The 23,872-nt window shown below is 72.5% G+C and carries 21 protein-coding genes; 12 read left to right on the plus strand and 9 right to left on the minus strand.

The features are described from left to right. Nucleotides 1-10: 10 nt before the first annotated feature. Both ACFYW8_RS41085 and ACFYW8_RS41090 read right to left on the minus strand, forming a co-directional pair. On the minus strand, nt 11-664 hold the full coding sequence (locus ACFYW8_RS41085; protein WP_389091412.1) for a MarR family winged helix-turn-helix transcriptional regulator: 654 nt from the start codon (nt 662-664) through the stop codon (nt 11-13). Continuing rightward, nucleotides 661-2,304 carry an FUSC family protein gene (locus ACFYW8_RS41090; protein WP_389091417.1) on the minus strand — a complete coding sequence of 548 codons (1,644 nt, stop codon included), beginning with the start codon at nt 2,302-2,304 and terminating at the stop codon, nt 661-663. Before ACFYW8_RS41090 ends, ACFYW8_RS41085 begins: the two co-directional genes overlap by 4 nt. A 233-nt stretch (nt 2,305-2,537) precedes the next feature. Between ACFYW8_RS41090 and ACFYW8_RS41095 the strand changes: the two genes are divergently transcribed. The 3 genes from ACFYW8_RS41095 (at nt 2,538) to ACFYW8_RS41105 (ending at nt 5,106) form a co-directional block, all read left to right on the plus strand. Continuing rightward, entirely contained in the window at nt 2,538-3,086 is a 549-nt protein-coding gene (locus tag ACFYW8_RS41095; RefSeq protein WP_389091422.1) for a DUF5134 domain-containing protein, read from the plus strand. Nucleotides 3,087-3,241: 155 nt separating this feature from the next. After that, nucleotides 3,242-4,177 carry a M56 family metallopeptidase gene (locus tag ACFYW8_RS41100; RefSeq protein WP_389091424.1) on the plus strand — a complete coding sequence of 312 codons (936 nt, stop codon included), beginning with the start codon at nt 3,242-3,244 and terminating at the stop codon, nt 4,175-4,177. Between the two features lie 230 nt (nt 4,178-4,407). Beyond that, entirely contained in the window at nt 4,408-5,106 is a 699-nt protein-coding gene (locus tag ACFYW8_RS41105) for an HAD-IA family hydrolase (RefSeq protein WP_365874063.1), read from the plus strand. An 18-nt stretch (nt 5,107-5,124) separates the two neighbouring features. Here the strand turns inward: ACFYW8_RS41105 and ACFYW8_RS41110 are convergent, their stop codons facing one another. Beyond that, the gene (locus ACFYW8_RS41110; protein ID WP_365874065.1) at nt 5,125-5,370 is read right to left on the minus strand and encodes a DUF2630 family protein; all 246 of its coding nucleotides are present in this window, start codon (nt 5,368-5,370) and stop codon (nt 5,125-5,127) included. A gap of 306 nt (nt 5,371-5,676) precedes the next feature. On the opposite strand from ACFYW8_RS41110, the gene ACFYW8_RS41115 reads away from it, so the two are divergent. Then, the gene (locus ACFYW8_RS41115) at nt 5,677-5,904 is read left to right on the plus strand and encodes a hypothetical protein (RefSeq protein WP_365874067.1); all 228 of its coding nucleotides are present in this window, start codon (nt 5,677-5,679) and stop codon (nt 5,902-5,904) included. A 181-nt stretch (nt 5,905-6,085) separates the two neighbouring features. After that, nucleotides 6,086-6,784 carry a TetR/AcrR family transcriptional regulator gene (locus ACFYW8_RS41120; RefSeq protein WP_389091436.1) on the plus strand — a complete coding sequence of 233 codons (699 nt, stop codon included), beginning with the start codon at nt 6,086-6,088 and terminating at the stop codon, nt 6,782-6,784. Nucleotides 6,785-6,818: 34 nt separating this feature from the next. On the opposite strand, the gene ACFYW8_RS41125 is transcribed toward ACFYW8_RS41120, so the two are convergent. Continuing rightward, entirely contained in the window at nt 6,819-7,289 is a 471-nt protein-coding gene (locus ACFYW8_RS41125) for a DUF6214 family protein (RefSeq protein WP_389091547.1), read from the minus strand. A 213-nt stretch (nt 7,290-7,502) separates the two neighbouring features. Between ACFYW8_RS41125 and ACFYW8_RS41130 the strand changes: the two genes are divergently transcribed. Next, entirely contained in the window at nt 7,503-8,852 is a 1,350-nt protein-coding gene (locus ACFYW8_RS41130; protein WP_389091439.1) for an FAD-dependent oxidoreductase, read from the plus strand. Nucleotides 8,853-9,079: 227 nt separating this feature from the next. After that, the gene (locus ACFYW8_RS41135; RefSeq protein ID WP_389091443.1) at nt 9,080-10,438 is read left to right on the plus strand and encodes a nucleobase:cation symporter-2 family protein; all 1,359 of its coding nucleotides are present in this window, start codon (nt 9,080-9,082) and stop codon (nt 10,436-10,438) included. A gap of 198 nt (nt 10,439-10,636) precedes the next feature. Here the strand turns inward: ACFYW8_RS41135 and helR are convergent, their stop codons facing one another. Together helR and ACFYW8_RS41145 are read right to left on the minus strand one after the other, a co-directional pair. Next, the gene (gene helR / locus ACFYW8_RS41140; RefSeq protein WP_389091446.1) at nt 10,637-12,805 is read right to left on the minus strand and encodes an RNA polymerase recycling motor ATPase HelR; all 2,169 of its coding nucleotides are present in this window, start codon (nt 12,803-12,805) and stop codon (nt 10,637-10,639) included. Nucleotides 12,806-13,147: 342 nt separating this feature from the next. After that, a complete protein-coding gene (locus tag ACFYW8_RS41145) occupies nt 13,148-13,501 on the minus strand; it encodes an ArsR/SmtB family transcription factor (RefSeq protein WP_389091450.1) in 354 nt (117 codons plus the stop codon). A 171-nt stretch (nt 13,502-13,672) separates the two neighbouring features. On the opposite strand from ACFYW8_RS41145, the gene ACFYW8_RS41150 reads away from it, so the two are divergent. After that, the gene (locus ACFYW8_RS41150; RefSeq protein WP_365874079.1) at nt 13,673-14,752 is read left to right on the plus strand and encodes an NADH:flavin oxidoreductase/NADH oxidase; all 1,080 of its coding nucleotides are present in this window, start codon (nt 13,673-13,675) and stop codon (nt 14,750-14,752) included. A gap of 235 nt (nt 14,753-14,987) precedes the next feature. Here ACFYW8_RS41150 and ACFYW8_RS41155 read toward each other — a convergent pair whose 3' ends face one another. Together ACFYW8_RS41155 and ACFYW8_RS41160 are read right to left on the minus strand one after the other, a co-directional pair. Further along, nucleotides 14,988-15,638: a sigma-70 family RNA polymerase sigma factor gene (locus ACFYW8_RS41155; RefSeq protein WP_389091456.1), complete on the minus strand. Its 651-nt coding sequence runs from the start codon at nt 15,636-15,638 to the stop codon at nt 14,988-14,990. 131 nt (nt 15,639-15,769) lie between these two features. After that, nucleotides 15,770-16,606 carry a hypothetical protein gene (locus ACFYW8_RS41160; protein WP_389091460.1) on the minus strand — a complete coding sequence of 279 codons (837 nt, stop codon included), beginning with the start codon at nt 16,604-16,606 and terminating at the stop codon, nt 15,770-15,772. A gap of 270 nt (nt 16,607-16,876) precedes the next feature. Between ACFYW8_RS41160 and ACFYW8_RS41165 the strand changes: the two genes are divergently transcribed. The 3 genes from ACFYW8_RS41165 (at nt 16,877) to ACFYW8_RS41175 (ending at nt 21,770) form a co-directional block, all read left to right on the plus strand. After that, nucleotides 16,877-17,200, plus strand: a complete 324-nt coding sequence (locus ACFYW8_RS41165) for a hypothetical protein (RefSeq protein ID WP_365874085.1) — start codon at nt 16,877-16,879, stop codon at nt 17,198-17,200. Between the two features lie 390 nt (nt 17,201-17,590). Next, nucleotides 17,591-19,459 carry a phosphatidylglycerol lysyltransferase domain-containing protein gene (locus ACFYW8_RS41170; protein WP_389091467.1) on the plus strand — a complete coding sequence of 623 codons (1,869 nt, stop codon included), beginning with the start codon at nt 17,591-17,593 and terminating at the stop codon, nt 19,457-19,459. A 262-nt stretch (nt 19,460-19,721) separates the two neighbouring features. Next, a complete protein-coding gene (locus ACFYW8_RS41175) occupies nt 19,722-21,770 on the plus strand; it encodes a HEAT repeat domain-containing protein (protein WP_389091472.1) in 2,049 nt (682 codons plus the stop codon). A 76-nt stretch (nt 21,771-21,846) separates the two neighbouring features. On the opposite strand, the gene ACFYW8_RS41180 is transcribed toward ACFYW8_RS41175, so the two are convergent. Next, nucleotides 21,847-22,425: a hypothetical protein gene (locus tag ACFYW8_RS41180; protein ID WP_389091475.1), complete on the minus strand. Its 579-nt coding sequence runs from the start codon at nt 22,423-22,425 to the stop codon at nt 21,847-21,849. Between the two features lie 223 nt (nt 22,426-22,648). Here ACFYW8_RS41180 and ACFYW8_RS41185 point away from each other — a divergent pair, with 223 nt between their 5' ends. Further along, nucleotides 22,649-23,791: an exo-alpha-sialidase gene (locus ACFYW8_RS41185; protein ID WP_365874093.1), complete on the plus strand. Its 1,143-nt coding sequence runs from the start codon at nt 22,649-22,651 to the stop codon at nt 23,789-23,791. Nucleotides 23,792-23,872 lie beyond the last annotated feature (81 nt).

The following is a 23,872-nucleotide window of genomic DNA, read 5'->3' on the forward strand; positions in this document are numbered from 1 at the left end:
CGGGGCGGCGTCAGGCGCGCGGCAGTCGCAGCCGGCCCTCCAGCTGTCCGAGCAACTCGCCCAGGAGTGCCGCCAGTTCGCGCTGCCGGTCGCGGTCGATGCCGGACAGGACCCTTGTCTCGTAGGCGAGTTGATCGGGGAGAACACCGTCGACCAGGTCGCGTCCCGCGTCGGTCAGCCGGACGTGCGCGACCCGGCGGTCACGGGTGTCGCCTCGCCGTTCGACCAGGCCTCGCTCGGTCAGCTGCTTGAGCCGCTTGGTGACGGCGGCACCCGAGGAGAAGGTCTCGCGGGCGATCTCGCTCGGGGTCAGCTCGTGCCCGGTGCGGCGCAGCGTGCCGAGCACGTCGAACTCGGGGCGGGTGAGTCCGGCCCGGCGCAGCGGCGCGTCCTCGGCCTGCTGAAGGAGGGCGGCACAGCGGTTGACCCGCCCGATGACCTCCATGGGCCCGGTGTCGAGTTCCGGCCGCACCATCTCCCACTGGCGCACGACGGCCGCCACCGTGTCGGCGGGCACAGTGCCGGCCGGCGCTGTGCCGGGGGGAACAGGGGCAGGCGCCGTGCCGGCCGGCGCCGTGTCGACGGGCACCGCCCGGTCCGGAACCGGGTCACCGTCCGACTCCGCCTCGCCGTCCGCCGCTCTCCGCCCGTCCGCTGTCGTCATGCCTGTGCGCCTTCCCAGCAGTGCAGTCCCTGGCTTCGTACCGTCGCCGCGAGCGTACGGTGTCCGGCCTGCTCGGCCCGCGTCACCCGCTCCTCCGGCAGGGCGCGCCGCCACCATTCGCCGGCCGCCGCGTCCGCGGCGGAGCGCAGGTCCACGAGGGCGGCGGACAGACCCCGGCGGGCGGACTCCAGGGCGCCGGACTCCGGGTGCTCCGCGGCGAGCAGTGCGGCCGCGTGGTCCCGGGCCCGCCCCACCGCACCGAGCGCCGATTCGATACGGTCACCGGCCCGCCGGTTGGTCACGGCGACCGCGGCGACGAAGCCGGCCAGCGCGCCCACGAGGGTGTCCAGGACCCGGTCGGCGATCAGCTCCCCGGACTGCTGGGAGTGCGCGAACTCGGTGATCAGCAGGGCCATGGGGGTCACGCAGACGCTGCCGAGCCAGTAGTTGCGGCCGATCAGCGCTTCGGCGCCGAAGTTCAGGGCGAGGCAGCACAGGACGAGTGCCGCCTGGCCGACGTGGGCGAGCGGCGCGAGGACGGTGAAGGCCAGCACGCCGACCAGGTTGCCGGCCACGCGCTGAACGCCCCGGCTCCAGGTCAGGGTGACGTTGGCCTGGTAGAGGGAGGCGGCGGTGACCAGTGCCCAGTAGGGGCGGCCCACGCCGAGCGCGAGCGAGGCGTATCCGGCGAGGGCGCAGCCGAGCGCGGTCCGCAGGGCGATGGGCGCGAGCGGGCCGAGGCGGTGGAGCAGCGGCCGTTCCCCGGAGGCGAGCGCGGCCTCGACTCCGAGAATTTCGTCGGCGGCGTCCCCGAGGCCGTCGGGGCACGGAACGGGTCCGGTGCCGCAGAGGGCGCGGGCCCAGCCGCGCAACCGGGCGGGGTCCGTGTCGGCGGGTGCCGCGAGCGCGACCTCGGCCCGTACGACGAGTCGTTCGAGGGCGCGGCGGGGCTCGGATCGGGCTCCGGCGGACAGCAGCGACTGCCAGGCGGTGTGCACGGCGGCGGCCGCGGCGGCGCGGGCACGGACGTCGTCCGGCGCCCCGACGGAGGCCGCCGCGGCGTTCAGGGCGTGCGCGGTGGCACGCCGCTCCGGGCCGTGCGGGCGTACGAGTCCGGGGGCCATGCCGACGATCCAGGCCCAGGCTCCCGCCGCCGCGCCCAGCGCGAGGTGGCCCGGCACCTGGCCGAGGCTCTGCGGTGCGAACAGCGACGCGGAGGTGACGAAGGCGAGGACCACGTGTCCTGGCGGGCCGACGCGTGTGGCGTCGCACAGGGTCTTCTGGGCGGCGGCCAGCAGCGCGCCGACGGTGACCAGCACGACGGCGTCCGTGGTGAGGGAGGCCGTGACGAGCGCGATGGCGAGGCCGCCGAGCATCCCGGCCACCACCCGGGCGAGGACACGGGCCCGGGCCGCGTAAGGACTGCTGTGGGCGTAGAGCGCGCAGAGCGACCCGGCCATGGTGTACATCGCCAGGTCCAGTCGGCCGAGCGCCAGCAGCGTCAGATTCGGCGGGGCGACCGCGACGACGACGCTCAGGGCGGGCTTGAACCAGATGTCGGAGGGCCTGCCGAGGCGCAGTACGCCGGCCAGCGGAAGCCGGCGTGCACGCGAGGGGCCGGGAGGGGTCGCACTGCTCATGACCACAACCTTAGCAGGTGTTTTACCTGTAAATTATTTCCTCCGCACCGCTCCCACGTGCGGTGCACTCCCGCACGCTCCCCCACGTACACCCTTGCGCTCGTATGCGCTCCAGCCGTCCGGGGCATGCCCTGACCGACTGTCCGATGTCCGGCACCGCTGCCCGGCACCTCTTGCCCGGCAGCGTGTGTCCCGCATCGCGTGTCCTACATCGTCGAGCGGGGAGGTACGCGGTGCACGGACCGGCTTCACCCGGCTGGCTGCTCGTCGCGCTGTGCGCGGCGACCGGGGCCTACTGCCTGCTGCGGATGCGCAGCCCGGTAGCGGAACAGCGCCGCACCGCGGGCGGCGAGGCGATCATGGGGTTCGGCATGGCCGCGATGGCCGTACCGGCGGCCGTGGTGACCCCGCCGCGCTGGGCCTGGATCGCCTGCGCGGTCGTTTTCGGCGCCACCGCGCTGCGCGCGCTCGGGGCGGCCCGCGGCAGCCCACACCATCTGCACCACCTGATGGGGACCTTCGCGATGGTCTACATGGCGGCGGTGATGACCGCCGCCCCGGCCCACCACCTCCATGGCGGCACGGGTGTCCCCGTCATCACCGGAGCGCTCCTCCTCTACTTCGCCGGCTACGTACTCCGCTCGGGCCTGCGCCTCCTGCCCCTGGCCGTCGCGTCGGGAGCGGCCGAACGCACCGTGGGCTGGGGCGACCGCCCCGAACTCTCCCAGGCCTGCCGCCTGTCGATGGGAATCGCGATGCTGGCGATGCTGGTCACGCTCTGACGTACGGGCGTCGAAGCCGCGCCCCGGAAACCCGGTCGTGCTCCGATGCCGGGGGCGTCGGGAAGGGGACCCCGGCGCGCCGCGAAACCGTGGCGTACGTCACTTGGGGTCGTTGCCCGTATCCAGCGGCGAGCCCCGCTCATAGGCTTCGGGCCATGATGGTCCCCGCGGCACTGTTGCTGCTCGGCGCCCTGGCCTCCGTGGTCGCTCCGCGACTGCTCGCGCGGGCGGACTGGCCGGACCGGGAGCCGGTGGTCGCGCTGTGGGTGTGGCAATGCGTGGTGGCGGCCGTCCTGCTGTGCTGCGTCCTGTCGATGACACTCAGCGCGTCCGCCGCCTGGGTGGCCGTCCGTGGCCATGTCTTCGACGGCGCACCGGCATCGGTCGTGGACGCCTACGCCCTGAGCGCCGGAAGCCCGTGGGCCGCCGGCACGGCCGTGGTACTCGCCTGCGGTGGCGCCTGGACCGCGGCGATGCTGGCGCGCGAGATCATGCGGGCACGGCTGCGCCGTCGGCAGAGCCGGTCCGAACTCCTGGTGCGCGCGCCGCTGTTGCCCGGCGAGGAGCCCGGAGCCGATCGTCTCGTCGTCCTGGAGGGGGAGCGCCCCGACGCCTGGTGGCTGCCCGGCGCCGCTCCCCGACTGGTCATCACCACCGCCGCGTTGCGCCGCCTCAAGGGGCGCCAACTGGATGCCGTACTCGCTCATGAGCAGGGGCATGCGCGGGCCCGCCACGACTGGCTGCTGCACTGTTCGGCCGCGCTGGCCAACGGGTTTCCGCAGGTACCCGTGTTCGCCGCGTTCCGCGACGAGATGCACCGGCTGGTCGAACTCGCCGCCGACGACGTGGCGTCGAGTCGCTTCGGCCGGCTCACGATCGCTCTCGCGCTGGTCGAACTCAACGAGGACCGGGGCGTGTTCGGACCCTGCCCGACCCCGGGCGGGCACGTCCCGCAGCGCGTCGACCGACTCCTCACTCCCCGGGACCGGCTCACGACCGGCCGTCGGCTACAACTGACGGCGGCGGCAGCACTGGTGCCCGTGGTACCGGTCCTCGTGGCGTTCGTACCAGGGTTGCGGGCACTGGGCTAGCACCCAACGCTCCCGGGCCACCGGCCCGTTCGCCCGTGCCGGGTCTCCGGGCGCCTCCGCCGGGGCCGGGGCACCCGCGCCCAGGCGGGACTTCGGCGGGGAGGGGCGGGGACCTGCGATCGCGGCTGCGGACGGCTCGGTGCCGTGACGCGGGTCGGCCTCTCTGGGGACAGAGCGGACGGGCGGGGTCGCCTTGACCGGAGAGCGGTGCGCCACGAAGGATTCCCCTCATGACCGTCAAGAGTGTGCTCTTCGACTTCTCCGGGACCCTTTTCCGCGTCGAGGCCGCGGAATCATGGCTGCGCGCGGTGCTCGCGGAGACCGGCCACACGCTCCCGGAGCCGGAGCTGACCGAGAAGGCGCGGGCTCTGGAGGCGGTGGGCGCGCTCCCGGGCGGTGCCCGGCCGGCGCTGCCGGTGCCGGCGCGTCTCGCCGACCCGTGGGAGGCCCGCGACCGGAGTGCCGAGCAGCACAGGGCCGCGTTCACGGGTCTCTCGCGGCAGGTGTCGCTGCCCGATCCCGGTCTGCACGACGCGCTCTACGACCGCCATATGACGCCCGCCGCCTGGAAGCCCTATCCGGACGCCGCCGAGGTGCTCGGCGCGCTGCGCGGGAGGGGGCTCGCTGTCGGCGTGGTCAGCAATATCGGCTGGGACCCGCGGTCCGTCTTCCGCGAGTACGGTCTGGACCCGTATGTCGGCACGTACGTCCTGTCGTACGAACACGGCATCCAGAAACCGGATCCGCGGCTCTTCGCGATCGCCTGCGCCGAACTCGGCGTCCGCCCGGAAGACACCCTGATGGTCGGCGACGACCGAAGGGCGGACGGCGGCGCGGCGGCCCTGGGGTGCGCCGTGCACTTCGTGGACCATTTGCCGGTGGCGGACCGCCCCGACGGACTGCGGCCGGTACTCGACCTGGCGGACTGACCGCCGGGAGTGCGGACCTCAGCCCTGGTAGCCCTCGACCTGCGAGGACGGACGCACCTGCGCCTCGTCCGGGTTCTCGCCGAACTCGGACTTCGCGCGCCGCTGTCGCAGCAGGTCCCAGCACTGGTCGAGTTCGCGCTCCAGTTGCCCGAGCCGCGCGTGCTCCGTGGCGCCGTCGATCTGCCCGGCCGCCAGCGCGTCGCGCAGCCGCCGCTCGTCGTCGACCATCGACGTGATCCTGGCCAGGATCTGCTCTTGCTCCATGTCCGTACGCCTCCTCGGGGCTCCAGGCCACTCTAAGGAGGACTCGGGGCGTCGGCGAGCGATGGCCGCGGGCGATCGCCTCCGGCGTCCCGGCACACCCGGAAGCGTACGGACATCCGCTCGGCTCAGAAGTAGCCGTTCGCCCCTTCCGGGCCGCCTGCTGTAGGGCATCCCGATACAGAGGGGTTGGCTTTTGCTCTGAAGTGGGCCGCCATGGTCAAATTTTGGCCAACAAACACCAAATGCCTCGCAATACGGGATCCGCGGCTACGTTGGCGCCCCCGTCACACACTCCCGAGGTCCGCAATGAAGACAGCGTTCTGGATCCTCCTCGCCGCCCTTCTCACGTACGTCACAGCGGCCGCTCTCCACAACACGGCTCACAGCGACGACAGGGAAACCCTCGTCGGCAACGTGCTGTTGAGCCTGTCCGTCGGCTGGTACACCGTCACGAGTTGGCGACGCGCCTACCTCGCGAAGCACCAGCGCCCGGCTCGCGGCCAGGTGGGCGTGAGCCGGAACGCCGGTTCGTGAAGCCCGAGGACGACCCCCGATCGAACGACACGCTCCCGACGCCGACTGCCGCGCGTCCGACCTGAGGCGATCCCCCGCGTCGCCCCAGGTCGGCGGCAGCCCGGAACCGACCCGCGAAGGGTCTGTGCCCGGACGCGTTGAGTATAGTTGGCTGACAGCCAGTCAACGCAGGAGTTCCAGCATGTCCCCGCGAAGCGCCTCGGTCAATGAAGAGTTGCGGCGGCGTTCCCGGGAACGGCTGTTGCAGGCCTCGGTGGAACTGGTGAGCGAGCGCGGCTACGACGCCACGACGCTCGCGGACATCGCGGATCGCGCGGGATCGGCGCGCGGACTGGTGTCGTACTACTTCCCCGGCAAACGGCAGCTCCTGCAGTCCGCGGTGCACCGGCTGATGCACCGCACGCTGGAGGAAGCCCTCGAACGCGAGCCACGCAGCGAGGACGGCCGGGAGCGGATGGCGCGGGCCATCGACGCGGTCCTCGGCCTCACCCAGGATCAGCCGGTGCTGATGCGGCAGCACATGGCCGGACTGCTCCAGGCCGAGGGGTTCGTCCGGTGTCCCGAGCAGGTGCGGCTCTCGGAGCTGCTCGGGGAAACCGTCGCACGCTACGGATCGCAGCAGGTCACCGCCGACTACCCGATGCTGCGCGCCCTGCTCATGGGCGCGGTGTACGCGGCGCTGGTGCCGGGGGTACCGATGAGCGTTCCGGTGCTGCGGGCCGAACTGTTCAAGCGCTACCGGCTGGACTGGGAGATGGGGGTACCCCCGGGCACCGAGGCGTCCGGCGGCACCCGCGAGACGGATCTGTCCCGCTTCTTCGCGACCGGCCCGGAGCCGGCGGACGGCCGGTCCAACCAGTCGGCCACGCCTGGACGTTGAACTCACGCGACAGGGTACGAGCACTCCGCCACGGTCAACGGCGAGCATGGCGAGGTGTCAGGAACCCGGCGTCGCGCGCCCCGGCGATCAGTCTCAGGGACTCGCGACGGCTGTGGCCTGTGGCCCCCATGACGGCGAGCACCGGATCCGCCCCGTCCTCCTGGGCCGCCCGGTACGCCTCCGCGACCAGCAGAAGGCCCTCGGCACCGCGCGGCCAGGCCGGCCGGGCGCGCCGCGCCTGACCATCACGGTCCTGCCCGCGGCCGCCGCCGAGGTGGCTCCCGCACGCCTCGAACAACGGTTCCTCGATCCACTCGGCGACAACCGCGAGGTCGTCCAGCGAGAGGGGCGGCTCGGCCCGTACGTCCTCGATCGACAGAGCCGCCTGCGACAGCACGGCCAGCAGGTCGACCCGGGCGCCGTCCGTGAAAGCCAGCCGGACGTTGAACCAGGACGTGGCCGCCGTCCCGGACTCCCGCACTTCCCAGGCGGGCCACACGGACACGTCGCCGTCCGCACGGCAGCGGTCGGACAGATTGAGAAACGATGCATCTAGCACATGCGGAACGTAACCGCATCATCACACTCCATACGAACGGACACGCGCGCACACATCACGCACCGCACCCTGTCAGCGGAGCACCGCTGGTGCGATCCTGGAAGCGCCGGCGATGTCCTGTCAGCGATCTCCCTGATCCCTCGGGTAAGGAGTCCCGCAGTGCTGCGTGTAGCCGTGGTCGGCTCGGGACCCAGTGGGGTCTACAGCGCACAGAGTCTTGTCCAGCGGAGCGGCCCGCCCGACGTCCGTGTCGACGTCCTGGACCGGTTGCCCTGCCCTTACGGCCTGGTGCGCTACGGCGTGGCACCCGACCACGAGAAGATCAAGTCCCTCCAGAACAATCTGCGGACCGTCCTGGAGGACGAGCGGGTGCGCTTCCTGGGCGGCGTCCAGGTGGGACCGGGCGGAGTGCCGGTGTCGCGGCTGCTGGAGCTGTACCACGCGGTCGTGTACTGCGTCGGCGCCGCCACCGACCGGCATCTCGGCGTGCCCGGCGAGGACCTGCCCGGCAGCTGGTCGGCGACCGAGTTCGTGTCCTGGTACAGCGCGCACCCCGACTCCGCGGCCGACGACTTCGTGGCCGGCGTCCGCTCGGCCGTGGTCATCGGCATCGGAAACGTCGCCGTCGACGTCACCCGGATCCTGGCCCGCGGCGCGCCCGAGCTGAGCCCCACCGACATGCCGCAGGCGGCGCTCGGCGCGCTGGCCGCGAGCGAGGTCGCCGAGATCAGCATGGTCGGACGGCGCGGACCGTCTCAGGCCCGCTTCACCACCAAGGAACTGCGCGAGCTGGGCGCCCTGCCGCAGGCCGAAATCGGCGTGGACGAGACGGAGCTGGCGCTCGATCCGGCCTACCTCGACCCCTCGGGGCTGCCCGCCGCACAGCGCCGCAACGTGGAGGTCCTGCGGGGCTGGGCGGCGGCCGCGCCAGTGGGCCGCCCACGTCTCATCCGCCCGCGCTTCTTCCTGCGCCCCGTCGAACTCCTCGCCGACGGCGGGCGGGTGGGCGCGGTGCGTTTCGAGCGGACGGCGCCGAACGGAACGGGCGGGGTGACGGGAACCGGCCGATTCGAGGAGATCGAGGCCCAGTTGGTGCTGCGCTCGGTCGGCTATCGCGGAGTACCTCTGGAGGGGCTGCCGTTCGACCCCGACCGTGGCACCGTGCCACAACAGGCGGGACGGGTCCTGCGGGACGGCGCGGTCGCACCTGGCGAGTACGTGGCGGGCTGGATCAAGCGCGGCCCCACCGGGGTCATCGGGACCAACCGTCCGTGCGCCAAGGAGACGGTGACCTCCCTGCTGGAGGACGCCCCCGCGCTCGTACGACGAGAGGTGGCCGACGATCCGCTCACGGCGCTGCGCGCCGAGGGGGTGCGGCCGGTCGAATGGGCCGGGTGGCAGGCGATCGAGCGGGCCGAGGCGGAGCTCGGAGAAAGGCTGGGCCGAGGCGTCGTCAAGCTGCCCGACTGGGACGCGCTGTGGGCCGCGGCACGGACGGCGAGGTCCTGACAAGGCCCGGACGAGGTCCTGGCGAAGTCCTGGTGGGGCGGCCAGGCGGCGCGGCGCGGGCTCGTGGCGGGTCCGCGGCACTTCCGTGGGCATGACACACATCGGCAACAGGCCGGACATCAACAAACTGTTTAAGTCCCCTACGGTCTCGTGCTGTCCGGGCGTCCTCATGCCGTGCGGACGTTCCGCTCTCCACCGCCCCTCTCCCCGCCGCTCCTGGAGTGCTCATGGCAACCACCGCTCCCGCGCATCCCGTCGACGAGGTTCCACCCGTACGCCAACTGGCCGCCTTCGGTCTTCAGCACGTGCTCGCGATGTACGCGGGCGCGGTGGCCGTTCCGCTGATCGTGGGCGGCGCGATGAAGCTGTCGCCCGCCGACCTGGCGTACCTGATCACCGCGGATCTGCTCGTGTGCGGAATCGCCACGCTGATCCAGTGCGTGGGCTTCTGGCGCTTCGGGGCGCGGCTGCCGATCATGCAGGGGTGCACCTTCGCCGCCGTCTCGCCCATGGTGCTCATCGGCACGACGGGCGGCGGACTGCCCGCGATCTACGGGTCGGTGATCGTCGCGGGCCTCGCGATCGTCCTGCTCGCCCCGGTCTTCGGAAGGCTGCTGCGCTTCTTCCCGCCGCTGGTCACGGGCACGGTCATCCTGATCATCGGTGTCTCGCTGCTGCCGGTGGCGGGCAACTGGGCCGCGGGAGGCGTCGGTTCGAAGGACTTCGGGGAGCCGAGGAACCTGGCGCTCGCCGGCTTCGTACTGGCCGTGGTGCTCGGCGTACAGCGGTTCGCGCCGGCCTTCCTCAGGCGCGTCGCGGTCCTCGTCGGAATCGCCGTGGGCCTCGCGGTCGCGATGCCCTTCGGGTTCACGGACTTCGGCGGCGTCGGGGACGCCGACTGGGTCGGGATCAGCACACCGTTCCACTTCGGCGCGCCCTCGTTCCACGCCTCCGCGATCGTCTCGATGCTGGTGGTGGCACTGGTGACCATGACCGAGACGACCGGTGACTTCATCGCGGTCGGCGAGATGACCGGTCGGCCGATCGAGCCGCGGACCCTCGCGGACGGACTGCGCGCGGACGGTCTGTCCACGGTCCTGGGCGGCGTCTTCAACACCTTCCCCTACACGGCGTTCGCACAGAACGTGGGGCTCGTCGGCATGACCCGAGTGCGCAGCCGCTGGGTGGTCGCCGCCGCGGGCGGCGTTCTCGTCGTGCTCGGTCTGCTGCCGAAGCTGGGTGCCGTGGTCGCGGCGATACCCGCGCCCGTGCTCGGCGGCGCGGGCCTGGTGATGTTCGGGACCGTGGCCGCGAGCGGTCTTCGCACCCTCACCGAGGTGGATTTCAAGGGCAACAACAACCTGACGGTGGTGGCCGTTTCGGTCGCGATCGGCATGCTGCCGGTCGGAGTGCCAACAGTCTACGAGAAGTTCCCCGACTGGTTCCAGACGGTGATGAACAGCGGGATCAGTGCGGGGTGCCTGACGGCGATCGTACTGAACCTGCTCTTCAACCACCTTCCCGGCAGGGCGGGTTCGGCGGAGACCGGGCGTACTGAGCCCGAGGGCGCCCCGGCCGGCGCGTAGGCCCTCGCACGCGAGCGGATCCGACGATCGTCCGCCGGTCCGCCGACTGCCCTCCCCGTTGGCGGTCTGCCCGTTGGCGGTCTGCCGACTGCCCGTCCCGGCAGACCGCCAACGGGCAGACCGCCAACGGGCAACGGGGCAATGGGGCAATGGGGCAATGGGGCAACCATCGCTGCAGCGAGACCCACTGATCATGCGTCAGCTCGTGAGGACGACGAGTCGCTGGGTCGCCCGGGTCATCGCGACATAGCGGTCGACGGCGCCTTGCACGCCCTCACCGAACTCGTGCGGGTCGATGAGGACGACCAGGTCGAACTCGAGACCCTTCGACAACTCCGGGGTCAGCGACCGGACACGGGACGTCGCGCGGAACGTGGGATCGCCGATGACGCAGGCGACGCCCTCGGCGTGCGTCAGGAGCCATGTGTCGAGGATCGACTCCAGATCCGCGACGGATCCGTGGACGACGGGGACGCCGGCGCTGCGGACGGAGGTCGGCACGTTGGCGTCCGGGACGGCGGCCCGGATGACGGACTCGGCCTCGGCCATGACCTCTTCCGGCGTCCGGTAGTTGATGGTCAGGGAGGTCACCTCGATCCGGTCGAGCCCGATCCGCCCGAGCCGCTCCCGCCAGGACTCGGCGAAACCGTGTCTGGCCTGGGCACGGTCCCCGACGATCGTGAAGCTCCGGGACGGACAGCGCAGCAGCAGCATCTGCCACTCCGCGTCGGTCAGTTCCTGGGCCTCGTCGACGACGACGTGCGCGAACGGACCGGCGAGCAGGTCCGGTTCGACGGTGGGAAGCTCGGACTCGTCGATCAGGCTGACCTTGGCGTCCTGGCCACGCAGCATCCTCACCAGGCCTTCGCCGTCGTCACCGTCGGCGCCGGAGTCGGCTGCGGCCTCGATCAGGTTGCCGACGACCTGCTCCATGCTCTCGCGCTGGGCGGCGAGAACGGCCTCGTGCCGGCGCTTGCGCCGGGCCGCCTCAGGGTCGCCGAGCCGTTGCCGCGCGGCGTCCAGGAGCGGCAGGTCGGACACCGTCCAGGCCTGGGGGGTGCCCTCGCGCCGCAACTTCCGTACGTCCTCGGGGCCGAGCCAGGGGGCGCACATCCGCAGGTAGGCGGGAACGGACCACAGGTCTTCGACCAGGTCGGTCGCTTCGAGCAGCGGCCAGGCGCGGTCGAGGGTCCCCGTCAGCTCCCGGTCGTGCGACATCGCCCGCCGGAACAGTTCGGGCGGGACGTCGTCGTCGTGCCTGTCCAGCAGGATCGTGAGCAGTTCCTCCCAGATCAGCTCGCGCGCCTCGTTGTGCGGCGTACCGGGGCCGGCCGCTTCGAACGCCTCGGCCCAGTCCTCGGGGCTCAGCCTGACCTCGGCCCAGGGGGTCGTCACGGTCATCGCCTCGGTGGGCGGCTCCTCGTAGAACCTGACGGCTTTCTCGATCGCTTGCACCATGTCCGCTGACGACTTCAGCCGGGCCACCTCCGGGTCCGGCTCGACCACCGCTCCGGCGCCCTCGGCGACCAGGTCCCGCAGGGTGCAGGTCTGTACGCCCTCCTCTCCGAGGCTGGGCAGGACATCGGCGACGTAGGCCAGATAGGGCTGGTGCGGACCGACGAACAGCACGCCGCCCCGTCGGTGGCCGAGGCGGGGGTCGGAGTAGAGGAGGTAGGCGGAGCGGTGCAGGGCGACGACCGTCTTGCCCGTACCCGGACCGCCGTCGACGACGAGGGCGCCGCGGGATCCCGCCCGGATGACGGCGTCCTGGTCGGACTGGATGGTCGCGAGCACGTCCCGCATGCGGGCGGACCGGGTGCCGCCCAGGCTGGCGATGAAGGCGGACTGGTCGTCGAGCGCGGCGTGCCGTTCCAGCCCGTCGGCGGTGAACACCTCGTCCCAGTAGTCGCTGACGCGGCCACCGGTCCAGCGATACCTGCGGCGGCTCGCCAGACCCATCGGATTGGCGTGGGTCGCGGCGAAGAACGGCTCGGCCGCGGGAGAGCGCCAGTCGACGAGCAGCCGGCGGCCGTCGCTGTCGGTGAGGCCGAGGCGCCCGATGTACAGGGGCTCGGAGGTGTCCGCGCCGACGATGTGTCCGAGGCACAGGTCGAGTCCGAAGCGGCGCAGGGCGCGCAGCCGACCGGTCAGCCGGTGGATCTCGATGTCCCGTTCCATCGCCTCGCGGCCGATGCCGCCTGGCGCCCTGCGCTCGGCGTCGAGACGGTCGGACAGTTCGTCGATCGCCTGCTCCAGGCTCTCCGCGACGGCCGCGAAGTGCCGCTCGTCGGCGGCGATCAGTGCCGGGTCGGCCTTGGGGGAAAGGTGGCCAAGGAGACGGAACGCGCTGGTGCTCAAGGGGTTCAAGTCACCGGCTCCGATCCGGGGTCGCGCCCGCGAAAGCCGCTTGCGCGCCCACCCGGACGTCGCCGCCGGGCACCCGCGGCCTCGGCGGGATTCCCACCACCGGTACGCCGTCGCCGCACGCCCCATTGATCGACACAAGCACACGCACTTCGTGAATCTCCCATTTCCGCAGGTTCTGGCCTCGGCCAGTGATTCTGCGGTACGACCGGGGCCTTGCCGCAAGCCCCCCGGTGCGCTATAAGTTGAGAGTGGCAAGGGATGGAGATTCTCCTTTGCCCATCTTTTTTGCCCAGCCCTTCGCCCCAGCCGCCCGGAAGCGTCACCGGCGGTCGGCGTGACCTGTCACGACGCCGGGCGCCCGGCCTGTCGGGCGGCGGCCTCCAGGACACGGTCGAGGAGTCCGGGGAACAGTGCGTCGAGGTCGTCCGTGCGCAGTCCGTTCAGCTTCGCCGTGCCGCGGTAGACCTGGCGGATGACGCCACTCTCGCGGAGTACCCGGAAGTGGTGCGTGGTCGTGGACTTGGTGACCGGCAGAACGAAGTCCGAGCAGGAGAGTTCACGGCCGTCGGCGGCGAGCTCGCGCACGATCTGGAGCCGCATCGGGTCGGACAGCGCGTGCAGGACCGACTCCAGCCGGATCTCCTCGCGCGCGGGATGCGGCAGATCACGGCCACTGGAGGTGGCGGCGGTCGTCACGGCGGCTCCACTTCGTCCGGGGATCCCGGTCTTCGTCCGGGCGCCTTCGACATCGTCCGGGGCTTCACCCGACGCCGTCATTGTACGAGACCCGTCGTAGTTTGACACTCACCGTACTACGATGCTTATCGTACGAGGCGTACACCGGTCCCGCGACGAATGGAGTCGGCCGTGAGCGCGCTCTTCGAGCCCTGCGTCCTGCGCGAAGTCACCATCCCCAACCGGGTGTGGATGCCCCCGATGTGCCAGTACTCGGCCGCGCCCGACGGTCCCTCGGCGGGCGCCCCGCACGACTGGCACTTCGCCCACTACGCTGCCCGCGCCACCGGCGGAGCCGGGCTGGTCATCGTCGAGGCGACCGCGGTCTCCCCCGAGGGCCGGATCTCCCCGTACGACCTGGGCATGTGGAACGACACCCAGGTCGAGGCCTTCCGCCGCATCACACGCTTCCTCGCGGCGCAGGGCACGGTGCCGGCCGTCCAGCTCGGGCACGGTGGGCGCAAGTCGTCGACCGACCGTCCCTGGAAGGGCGGCGCGCCCGTCGGTCCGGACGCGTACGGCTGGCAGGCGCTCGCCCCGAGCGCGCTGCCGTTCGCCGAGGGGCATCCGGTTCCCGACGAGCTGACGGTCGCCGGAATCCAGGAGATCGTGGGCCAGTTCGCGGACGCGGCCCGCCGCGCGCTGGCCGCCGGGTTCGAGATCGTCGAGATCCACGGCGCCCACGGATATCTCATCAACGAGTTCCTCTCCCCGCACTCCAACCACCGCACCGACGCGTACGGCGGCTCGTACGAGAACCGCACCCGGTTCGCCCTCGAAGTCGTCGACGCCGTGCGGGAGATCTGGCCGGACGACAAACCGCTCTTCTTCCGCGTCTCGGCCACCGACTGGCTGGAGGACGCGGGCTGGAACGCGGACGACACCGTCCGCTTCGCCGCCGAACTGCACGAGCACGGTGTGGACCTGCTCGATGTCTCCACGGGCGGGAACGCCTCGGGCGTACGCGTTCCCGTCGGGCCGGGCTATCAAGTCCCGTTCGCCGCACGGGTGAAGAGGGAGACCTCGCTGGCCGTCGCCGCCGTCGGTCTCATAACCGAGGCCGAGCAGGCCGAGAAGATCATCGCCAACGGGGAGGCCGACGCGGTGCTGCTGGGCCGCGAGTTGCTGCGCAACCCGTCCTTCGCCCGGCTCGCGGCGCGCGAACTCGGTGCCGAGGTGCGTGTACCGGAGCAGTACCACCGGTCCGTGTAGGCATCGGACCTGCGGGGGGGGTGCCGAAGGGGGGCTCCGGCTGCGGTGGGGGCCCACAGCGAGTGGGGCCCCGCAGCGGGTCGTCGAGGCGGATCCTCGCCCCCCGTGCCGGGAGCCGGAGCCGCTTCTTCTTCGAGCTCCCTGCCAGCTCCCCGTGAACTCCCCTCAGGTTCGGGTCTGTTCGAGATGCCGCGGGTCGGGGTCGCCCGGAACCAGTGGACCCCGACCCGCGCGGTCAGGCGGCGGCCGGCGCGGCCCGTACGGCCGTCACCTCGGACTCGGCCTCTGCGAGCAGCGTGATCAGGGTCGCGCGGGCCCGCGCGACGCGGGAGCGGACCGTTCCGACGGGGCAGTCGCTGACCAGGGCGGCCTCCGCGTAGGGCAGACCCATCATCTGGGTGAGGACGAACGCCTCGCGCCGGTCGTCGGGGAGAGCTGCCAGCAGGTCCAGCAGCGCGATGCCGTCGTCGAAGCCGGGCAGTCCGCGCGGCTGCGCCCGTTCCACCGCGGTCCGCCAGTCCGGGGCGTCGTTCGACCGTGGCCGGGCGGCGGCGTGCCGCAGGCTGTCGATCACCGCGCGGCGGGCGATGGACAGCAGCCAGGCCCGCGCCGAGGAGCGCCCCTCGAACCGGTGGAGACTGCCGAGGGCCCGCAGGAACGTGTCCTGGGCGAGGTCGTCGGCGGCCTGTGGATCGGCGGACAGGTGGGCGACATAGCGCACGACGTCGCGGTGCAGCGCGCGGACGAAACGTTCGACGGCTGCCGGGTCACCGGCGCGGGCGGCCAGGGCCCAGGCGGTCGTCGACTCGTCGGCCGACACCGCTCGGTCGCCGTCGTTCCGCTTCTCGCTTCCGTGGCGTGAAACAGGCAGGGCAGGAGTGATCACCAGGTGTCCTTCTCGGGTCATCCGTGATCCGGACCGGGCGAGGGCGCACGGGTCCGGTGGCGGGGGTACGGCCGTACGGGAGGTACGGCCGATGCCCGAAGCGCGGGAGGCGCCTCGGGGAGCCGGCTGTCTCAGGCGACAGCGGTCCCCACCGGCGGACCCCGGGAAGTGATCACGTGAACGAGAAGGAGGCGGCGCGGAGCACGGTCCTGGGAGCCCCGGCGCGCCCGGACCCTCGGCCGGTGCGGCGGCGTCGGCAGGGCGAGCAGCAGCCGCAGAGGGGCGGTCAGCCGGCCGGCCAGCGCCCGCAGCGTGCGGAACACGGCCCGCTCGCCGTACGCGAGCCAGAGGCCGCACAGCAGCGCCGCGAGCACATGGGCGGCGAGCATGCCGGACGAGGAGGGTGAGCCCGCCTCGCGTCCCCCGGTGAACAGATGTGCCAGGGTGCCGAAACCGGTATGCCCCATAGCCATGGCGCCCATCGAGTCCATGGTCGCGAAGCCCATGTCCGGGGAGCCCGTGCCAGCGCCCATGCCAGCGCCCATGTCCACGGAAGCTGTGTGGGCAGAACCCATGGGAAAGAAGCCATGGGCGTGCCCGTGCTCCACGCCGCCCATCGGCATGCCGCGCATGTCACCCATGGCACCCATGGCGTCCATGACGGTTCGCCCCGGTCCGGAACCCGGGCCCTTGCCGGCATCCGCGGTGGGCGTGAGCGACTGAGCGACCGAGAACGCCGTATGGAGCACGCCCTGGGCGAGCACCACGGCGGACACGACGAGCGGAAGTCCACGCTCACGGCCGGCCAGGCACCAGCCCGCTCCGGCAGTACCCGCCCCCGCTCCGGCCAACGTCCACCAGGCCACCGGAGAGCCGGACATCATCACGTGGCCGAGGGCGGCGAGCACCACACAGACGGCCGCGAACATCGCGGCTCGCAGCGTGCGAGTGCACCACCCAGCAGTCATGAGGGCCCTCATCCTCGCATCCGGGGTCCTGGCGTCATGGGTGGGTACGGAAATCGGCCGGGTGCCCGGTCGGCCGCGCCCCCGTGATCCGGATCACGGGGAGCCCGGACTTCCCGGCCCCGTGTGCCGGGCATCGCCCGGGGTACCCGGCGGGACACGGGTGGAACACGCGTGGAGCACGGGTGGAACACGCGTGGAGCACGGCCAGGACAGGGCGACCCTACGTGCCGTAGGGTCCCGGCGGTGAGCGTCTCATGTCAGGGGGAGCCTGTGAAGGAACGTGACGCCGGGCGCACGGCACGCCGGCCGGCGTCCGTGCTGGCACTGCTCGTGCCGAGCCTCGGGATCGCCGCGCTGGGCGTGTACCACCTGTGCGGGTTCGACCTGCACGCCCTGCACGGGCGCCCGCACCTCGGCGACGCGGTGACCATGGCCGGGGTGATCACCGCCCTGGTCGCGGCGGGCGCCGCACTGGGAGACCTCCTGTGGATGGCGACCACACGCGACCGCCCGCTCGGGGACAGCGGGGAGCCGCGTCCGGGCAGACATTTCGGGAACCCGGGTCACGACCGGGGAGCCTCCGGCCGCCGTTGACGAATCCGGGGCCGGTGCCGTTGAGAAATCCGGCTCACCCCTGACAGAATCCGGCTCGGCCGCCGCGGGGTCCGAGCCGCGGCCGGTCGGCGCGGCCGCACGTCCACAGCCGGGCTCAGCGCCCAGGCGGCGCGAAGCCGACACTCCCCGGGCGGGCGTCACAGGCGGGCGGGCGCACCGAGGACCGTCCGCCCGGCAGGCGGGTGTGACGCGGACGGAGCGGACCGACAGGCAGGTGCGACGCGGACGGCGGACCGTATTCTCAACACCTCCTTACCTCTTCACACCGACTCTGCCTGGCCATAACCCCACTCTTCCCTACAAGATTTAGTGTTCCGGCCTCTGTCCCCACCGGTTTTTCCCGGCCTCTCCCCAAGGTGATGCTCCACGGTGTCCGTACAACAGTCAGCGCTCATCCCGGAACAGCGGAACGCGAGCTCGCGCCGGGGGGCTCGGGCCGGACAAGCAGGCGTCGGAATCCGGCCACGCGCGGCCGCCCTCACCGTCTGGTACCTGCGACTGCTCGCCATACTGAACATCGTCGCCGTGATCTCGCTGCCGTTCCGCGAAGAGGTGCACGAGCACAACGGGGGCGAGTTCTTCACCCCGTATCTCGCCACCGCCGGACTGATCTCGGCGGCGCTGGCCCTGTTCCTCGCGCTGGTGATGCGGCGCCGCAAACGGGCCGCGTGGATCTTCAACCTGCTGCTGGCCGGGCCACTCCTCGCCCTCTACACCGTGGCGCTGACCCAGGACCGCTACCAACGGCACGTCTTCAACTGGGTCTCGGCCCTGCTCACCGCTCTCTTCGTCGCCGCCCTCCTGCTGGGGCGCAAGGAGTTCCACGCCGTCGGCGACCGCTCGAATCCCCGGCTCGCGCTGGCCGTCGGCGCCAGCGGTCTGCTGGTCAGCGCCACCCTCGGCACCCTGCTCGTCAGCGCCACCAACCGCGTGACGGGAACGCCACTGAGCGACCGGATCGCGTACACCCTGCTGCGCGGCATCAGCGTCGGCCCGCTCGCCGACCGCTTCGACACGGTCGTCGCACCCCGCTGGGTGGACATCCTGATCAACGCCCTGATGGCCGCCACCTTCCTGCTGGTGCTCTACGCGTGCTTCCGCTCCCCGCGCGGCCTCGAACTCCTCGGCGAGGAGGACGAGACGCGGCTGCGAGCCCTGCTGGCCCGGCACGGCGAACGCGACTCGCTCGGCTACTTCGCGCTGCGTCGCGACAAGGCGGTCATCTGGTCCCCGAGCGGCAAGGCGGCGATCGCGTACGGCGTCGGCGGCGGTGTGACACTCGCCTCCGGCGACCCGATCGGCGACCCGGAGGCCTGGCCCGGCGCGATCGAGGCATGGCTGCGGGAGGCACGGCGCCACGCGTGGACGCCCGCGGTGATGGGCGCGAGCGAGGAGGCCGGGACCGTCTACGCCCGGCACGGTCTGGACGCCCTGGAGCTCGGCGACGAGGCCATCGTGGACCGGTCCGACTTCACCCTGGAGGGACGGGCCATGCGGGGCGTCCGGCAGGCGCACAACCGCGTCCGCCGCGCCGGTTACACGGTCCGGGTCCGACGCCACGAGGACATTCCCGACGCCGAGATGGCCGCCCTGACGGACAAGGCGGACCAGTGGCGCGACGGTGAGACCGAACGTGGTTTCTCGATGGCGCTCGGGCGGCTGGGAGACCCGGCCGACGGACGGTGCGTGATGCTGGAGTGCCATGACAGCGAAGGGGAACCCCGGGCCGTACTGAGCTTCGTGCCGTGGGGCGAACGTGGGCTGTCGCTGGACCTGATGCGCCGCGACCGGGACTCCGAGAACGGGCTCATGGAGTTCATGGTGATCGAGCTGCTGCTGGGCGCCGAGGAGGTCGGCGTCGAGCGGGTGTCCCTGAACTTCGCGATGTTCCGGTCCGTCTTCGAACGCGGCACCCGGCTGGGCGCGGGACCTGTGCTGCGCCTGTGGTGCTCGGTGCTGACGTTCCTGTCGCGCTGGTGGCAGCTCGAATCCCTCTACCGGGCCAACGCCAAGTACCGGCCGGTCTGGGAACCCCGCTACCTCCTCTTCGAGAAGAGCGCCGACCTCCCCCGTATCGGCATCGCCGCGGCCCGCGCGGAGGGCTTCCTCGCCCCGCCGACCCTGCCCCGGTTCGCCTCCCGGCGCGCCGCGCACCCGGATCCGCGACCCCCCGTACCGCCCCTGGCGGCGCCGGCGGCACAGCCCGCTCAGCCCGCGTCCACCGCGCCGCGCCCCTAGGTCCGCGCCGTACACAGCGGTCACGGCGGTCACGGCGCCGCCGGGCACCCGGCCGGGTGCCCGGCGGCGCCGTCGTCCCACGGCTCTTTCCTCCCCCGTCCGGGCCGTCTCGGCGGCGCGCCGCCCCGGCCGACCGTCGTAAAGCGGCCGTTCGCCGCGTGGTTGGCCGGGTTGACGCCATCGACGTGAGGGTTCCCGGGCATCACTGTCAGTGCTGTGGTGCACACTCACGATCAATGGCCGTACGCCTGGGGAGGACACCGTGTTCAGGGGGATCGACGAGGTCGACTGGGCCTCGATGGACCATGCCTACGGAAGCGCCGCGGACGTGCCGGATCTGCTGCGGGGACTCGCCTCGCCGCTCCCCCAGGAGCGGGAGACCGCGCTCGACGGGATGTACGGGGCAGTGCACCACCAGGGCGATGTGTACGACTCGACGCTTGCGTCCATCCCCTTCCTTTTCACGCTCGCCGCACATGCGGGACTCCCCGACCGGGGCGAGATCGTGGAGTTGCTCGCCAGCATCGGAGGATCGGGCGACGACGACGGTTTCGAGGACGGCCAGGTCGAGGTCGCACGCGGCCGGCACGCGCAGGACCCCGAGGACGACAACCACACGATGGCGCGCACGGCGGTCCGGGCGGGTGCGGCGGTCTTCCTGGACCTCGTCGCGGACGGGGACCCGCAGGTGCGCCGCGCCGCGCCGTCGGCGCTCGTACGCTTCCACGGCGAGCCGCCGCGCGTGCTGGCCCTGTTGACGGAGCGGCTGCGGGACGAGCAGGAGGACGGTGTCCGGCTCGCGCTGGTCGAGAGCCTCGGGCTCCTCGCCCGGCTGTACGCCGGTTCCGCGGCGCCGGCGGTGGACCGTCTGGAGTCGCTGTGCGCCGCCTCGAACGACCCTGGGCTACGGCTCGCGGCGCTCGGACAGCTCGCCTGGTGTGCCCCCGACCGGCTCCCCGCCGACCTCGTGCCCACGGTCGTGGCACTGCTGCGCACCAGGTCGCGGCGGATCCGGCCGTCCGGCGAGCCCGTCCGGACCTCCTCCGACACGCTCATCGGCAGTCTGCGCCGCATGCGGACCGCGGACGAGGAGGGCGCCCAGTTGCTCCGGACGCTCCACACGGCGCTGGGTGCCCGCACCGCGGACCGGATCGCCCTGCTCAAGGGACAGTTGAGCAGCCAGGACACGGCCGACCGGTGCAACGCCGTGTGGATGTCGGCGGGGCTGTTCCGTGAATGGCGTGCCGCGTACGAGGAGCCGGTCGCGCTGATCGGTGAGCAACTCGGCTCGGACGAGGAGCGGTTGCGCTGTGCCGCGGAGTCCGTCCTGGAGTTCCTCTTCACCTTGGCGGCTCCGGCGGCCGACCGGCTCGCCGCCCTCGTGGAGTCGGGACCGGACTCCTGGGGGCACGGGAAGGCGATGCTGGAACGCCCTCTGAAGGCCCTGGCCAGATGCGGGGACGCGCGGGCTGTACCGGCCCTCGCGGAGGTGCTGCGCCACCCGGTGGTGCCGAACGAAACCGGGTACACGATCGGGTATCTGGGCCCGGCGGCCGCTCCCCTGGCGCCGCTGCTGCGTGAGCGGCTGGCCGAGGTCCCCCTCGACGCCCCGGAGACCTACGGGCGGGCCGCGCCCCTGCTCTTCGGCCTCGGCACCCTCAGGTACGCCTCCGCCGTGCCGGAGGTGCTGCGGCTGCTGCACGGTACGCCGCGCGGACTGCGGCTCCGGGACGCTCTGGTGAAGGCGCTGGCCAGGACGCTCGGCGCGTTCGGGACACCAGCGCGTGAGGCGATACCGGCGCTGCGGGAACTGCTGGCCGGCGAGAACGCCGTGGCGGCGGCCGACGCGCTCTGGTCCGTGGAGGGGGACGCGGAGGTGGTCCTTCCGCCGCTGCTCCGGGCGCTGGCCCCGGAGCGGGACACCGGCGGTCCCCGGACGGCGGCCGAGGCCCTCGGCCGGATGGGGGCGGCGGCCGCGCCCGCCCTCCCCGGGCTGCGGGTCCTGACGGACTCCGCCGAGGTGTGGGAGCGGACGGCCGCCGCCTGCGCCCTGTGGGACATAGCCGGCGATCCGGTACCCGTTCTGCCGGTGTTCCGCGCCGCCTGGCGGCAGAACCCGTACGCCCGGGGGACCATCACCGCGTGCCTCGTGAGGATGGGCGGCGCGGGCGCACCCGTCCACGACCTGGTCCGTGCGGAACTGGCCTCGCCCCGGCGACACCGGGCACGCTCCGGCGGCCACGGCAGCCACGACGTCCTCGACGACGAACTGCTCCTGCGGGACTGCCGTGCGGCCCTGGAGGCCGCGTAGCGAAGCCGGGGCGCCGCACGGCCGCCACGCGGGCCCTCGCTTCGGCACCCCGGGCGAGCGCCCTGAAACGGCCCGCTCAGCTCGTCATCCGGCCCCACAGCGGTCCGATCCGCTCCCACTCCTCGTCCCACCGCTCCATGCGCCGCCGTTCCAGGCGACCGCGAAGAAGGCGCCCGGCGATGAAGGGGACACCCGCCACGCCCACGCCCGCGAAGATGCCGATCAGACAGGCCCGCAGCCGGGCCACGGCGACGGTGACGGGTCGGGTGACGAGGCGCCCGCCGGGGTCGGTCCACACCAGGACCGGGGTGTCCGCCGAGGTGCCCGCGTAGACCCGTACCCGGCCGGAGCGGGGGGTGCCGTCCGGCGCCGTCCAGCGGACCTTCGTCAACACGACGCGACCGGCGGGGTCCGTCCCGCTCGCCTCCGGCGCGTCCTCGGTCAGGTGAGCGGGGACAGCGTGCCACTCCGCGCGCTGCTGGGCGAGACCGTGTTCCACGGCGCGGCCGGTCGCCAGGCCCGTGACCGCGCCGAGGAGCACGGTGAGTGCCCAGGCCGCGAGCATGATCCAGGCCTCCAGGACATCGCTCCGCCGCCGGAGCGGGTTGCGCCGCCACCGCCACAGCCAGACCCCCGGACCACGGAATGCCGCCATCAAGGGCATCCTCCTCACCACCGCACGGACACGCCACATCTCCCTCCCTTACGCGCCCGCTCCGCGTGATGCTCACGCCGCGTGCCCGTCGGCTCGTCCGCAGCGGGAGCCGGGGGCGCGCGGCGGCCCGGCGACTTGCACCCCGACCAGCGCCGCACCCGTCCCCGCCCGCCGACGCGAACCGTCCGAGCTGCGAAAACGCGAGGCCGGGAGGTGACTGTCGGTGCCGGGGTGCAGACTGGCCCGTATCGCAGACAACGACGTCGCGGAGGTGGCCACCATGGCCGAAGTACTGCTCACCGTGGGCACCCGCAAGGGTCTCTTCATCGGGCGACGGCGCGGCGGCGCCTGGGAGTTCGACGAGAATCCGTACTTCAACGCGCAGGCCGTGTACTCGGTCGCGATCGACTCCCGGGGCGAGCGGCCGCGGCTGCTGGTCGGCGGGGACAGCGCGCACTGGGGCCCGTCCGTGTTCCACTCCGACGATCTGGGCCTGACGTGGACCGAACCGGCGCGGCCGGCCGTCAAGTTCCCCAAGGATACGGGCGCCTCACTGGAGAGGGTGTGGCAGCTGCACCCGGCGGCCGCCGAACCGGACGTGGTGTACGCGGGGACGGAGCCTGCCGCGTTGTACCGCTCCGAGGACCGGGGCGAGTCCTTCGAACTCGTGCGTCCCCTGTGGGAGCACCCCACCCGCTCGAAGTGGGTCCCCGGCGGAGGCGGTGAGGGGCTGCACACCATTCTCACCGACGAGCGCGACCCGCGGGCCGTGACGGTCGCCGTCTCCACGGCCGGCGTCTTCCGCACCGCCGACGGGGGCGCGAGCTGGGAGCCGGCCAACTCCGGTGTCTCCGCGGTGTTCCTGCCCGATCCGAACCCGGAGTTCGGGCAGTGCGTGCACAAGGTCGCTCGCGACGGGGCGAACCCGGACCGGCTCTATCTCCAGAACCACTGGGGGGTGTACCGCAGCGACGACGCGGGCGGACGGTGGACCGACATCGGCGCGGGCCTGCCGTCCACGTTCGGGTTCGCGGCGGCCACGCATCCGCACCGCGGCGACACCGCGTACGTCTTCCCCATCAACGCGGATTCGGACCGGGTCCCCGCCGACCGGAGGTGCCGCGTGTTCCGTACCGAGGACGCCGGCGTGAACTGGGAGCCGCTGACGGCCGGACTGCCCTCCGAGGACCACTACGGCACGGTGCTGCGCGACGCCCTGTGCACCGACGGCGCGGACCCGGCGGGCGTGTACTTCGGCAATCGCAACGGCGAGGTGTACGCGTCGGCGGACGACGGCGACAGCTGGCGGCAGCTCGCCTCGCATCTGCCGGACGTCCTGTGCGTCCGCGCGGCGGTCACGGCCTGAGCGCGTTCGCGCGTTCGCGGCTGGAGCAGTCTGGCTCAAGCAGCGGCGGCGGCAGGAATCCCGTGCTCGGAGACGTCCTTG

Source organism: Streptomyces sp. NPDC002742, from assembly GCF_042888885.1.
In the GTDB taxonomy this organism is placed as follows: domain Bacteria; phylum Actinomycetota; class Actinomycetes; order Streptomycetales; family Streptomycetaceae; genus Streptomyces.

Bases quoted from the DNA above. Each gene is read 5' to 3' on its own strand.
- ACFYW8_RS41085 (WP_389091412.1), bottom strand. From the start codon at position 664: ATGACGACAGCGGACGGGCGGAGAGCGGCGGACGGCGAGGCGGAGTCG.
- ACFYW8_RS41110 (WP_365874065.1), bottom strand. From the start codon at position 5,370: ATGGAGCAAGAGCAGATCCTGGCCAGGATCACGTCGATGGTCGACGAC.
- ACFYW8_RS41105 (WP_365874063.1), top strand. From the start codon at position 4,408: ATGACCGTCAAGAGTGTGCTCTTCGACTTCTCCGGGACCCTTTTCCGC.
- ACFYW8_RS41120 (WP_389091436.1), top strand. From the start codon at position 6,086: ATGTCCCCGCGAAGCGCCTCGGTCAATGAAGAGTTGCGGCGGCGTTCC.
- ACFYW8_RS41160 (WP_389091460.1), bottom strand. From the start codon at position 16,606: ATGACTGCTGGGTGGTGCACTCGCACGCTGCGAGCCGCGATGTTCGCG.
- ACFYW8_RS41115 (WP_365874067.1), top strand. From the start codon at position 5,677: ATGAAGACAGCGTTCTGGATCCTCCTCGCCGCCCTTCTCACGTACGTC.
- ACFYW8_RS41100 (WP_389091424.1), top strand. From the start codon at position 3,242: ATGATGGTCCCCGCGGCACTGTTGCTGCTCGGCGCCCTGGCCTCCGTG.
- ACFYW8_RS41180 (WP_389091475.1), bottom strand. From the start codon at position 22,425: ATGGCGGCATTCCGTGGTCCGGGGGTCTGGCTGTGGCGGTGGCGGCGC.
- ACFYW8_RS41090 (WP_389091417.1), bottom strand. From the start codon at position 2,304: ATGAGCAGTGCGACCCCTCCCGGCCCCTCGCGTGCACGCCGGCTTCCG.
- ACFYW8_RS41135 (WP_389091443.1), top strand. From the start codon at position 9,080: ATGGCAACCACCGCTCCCGCGCATCCCGTCGACGAGGTTCCACCCGTA.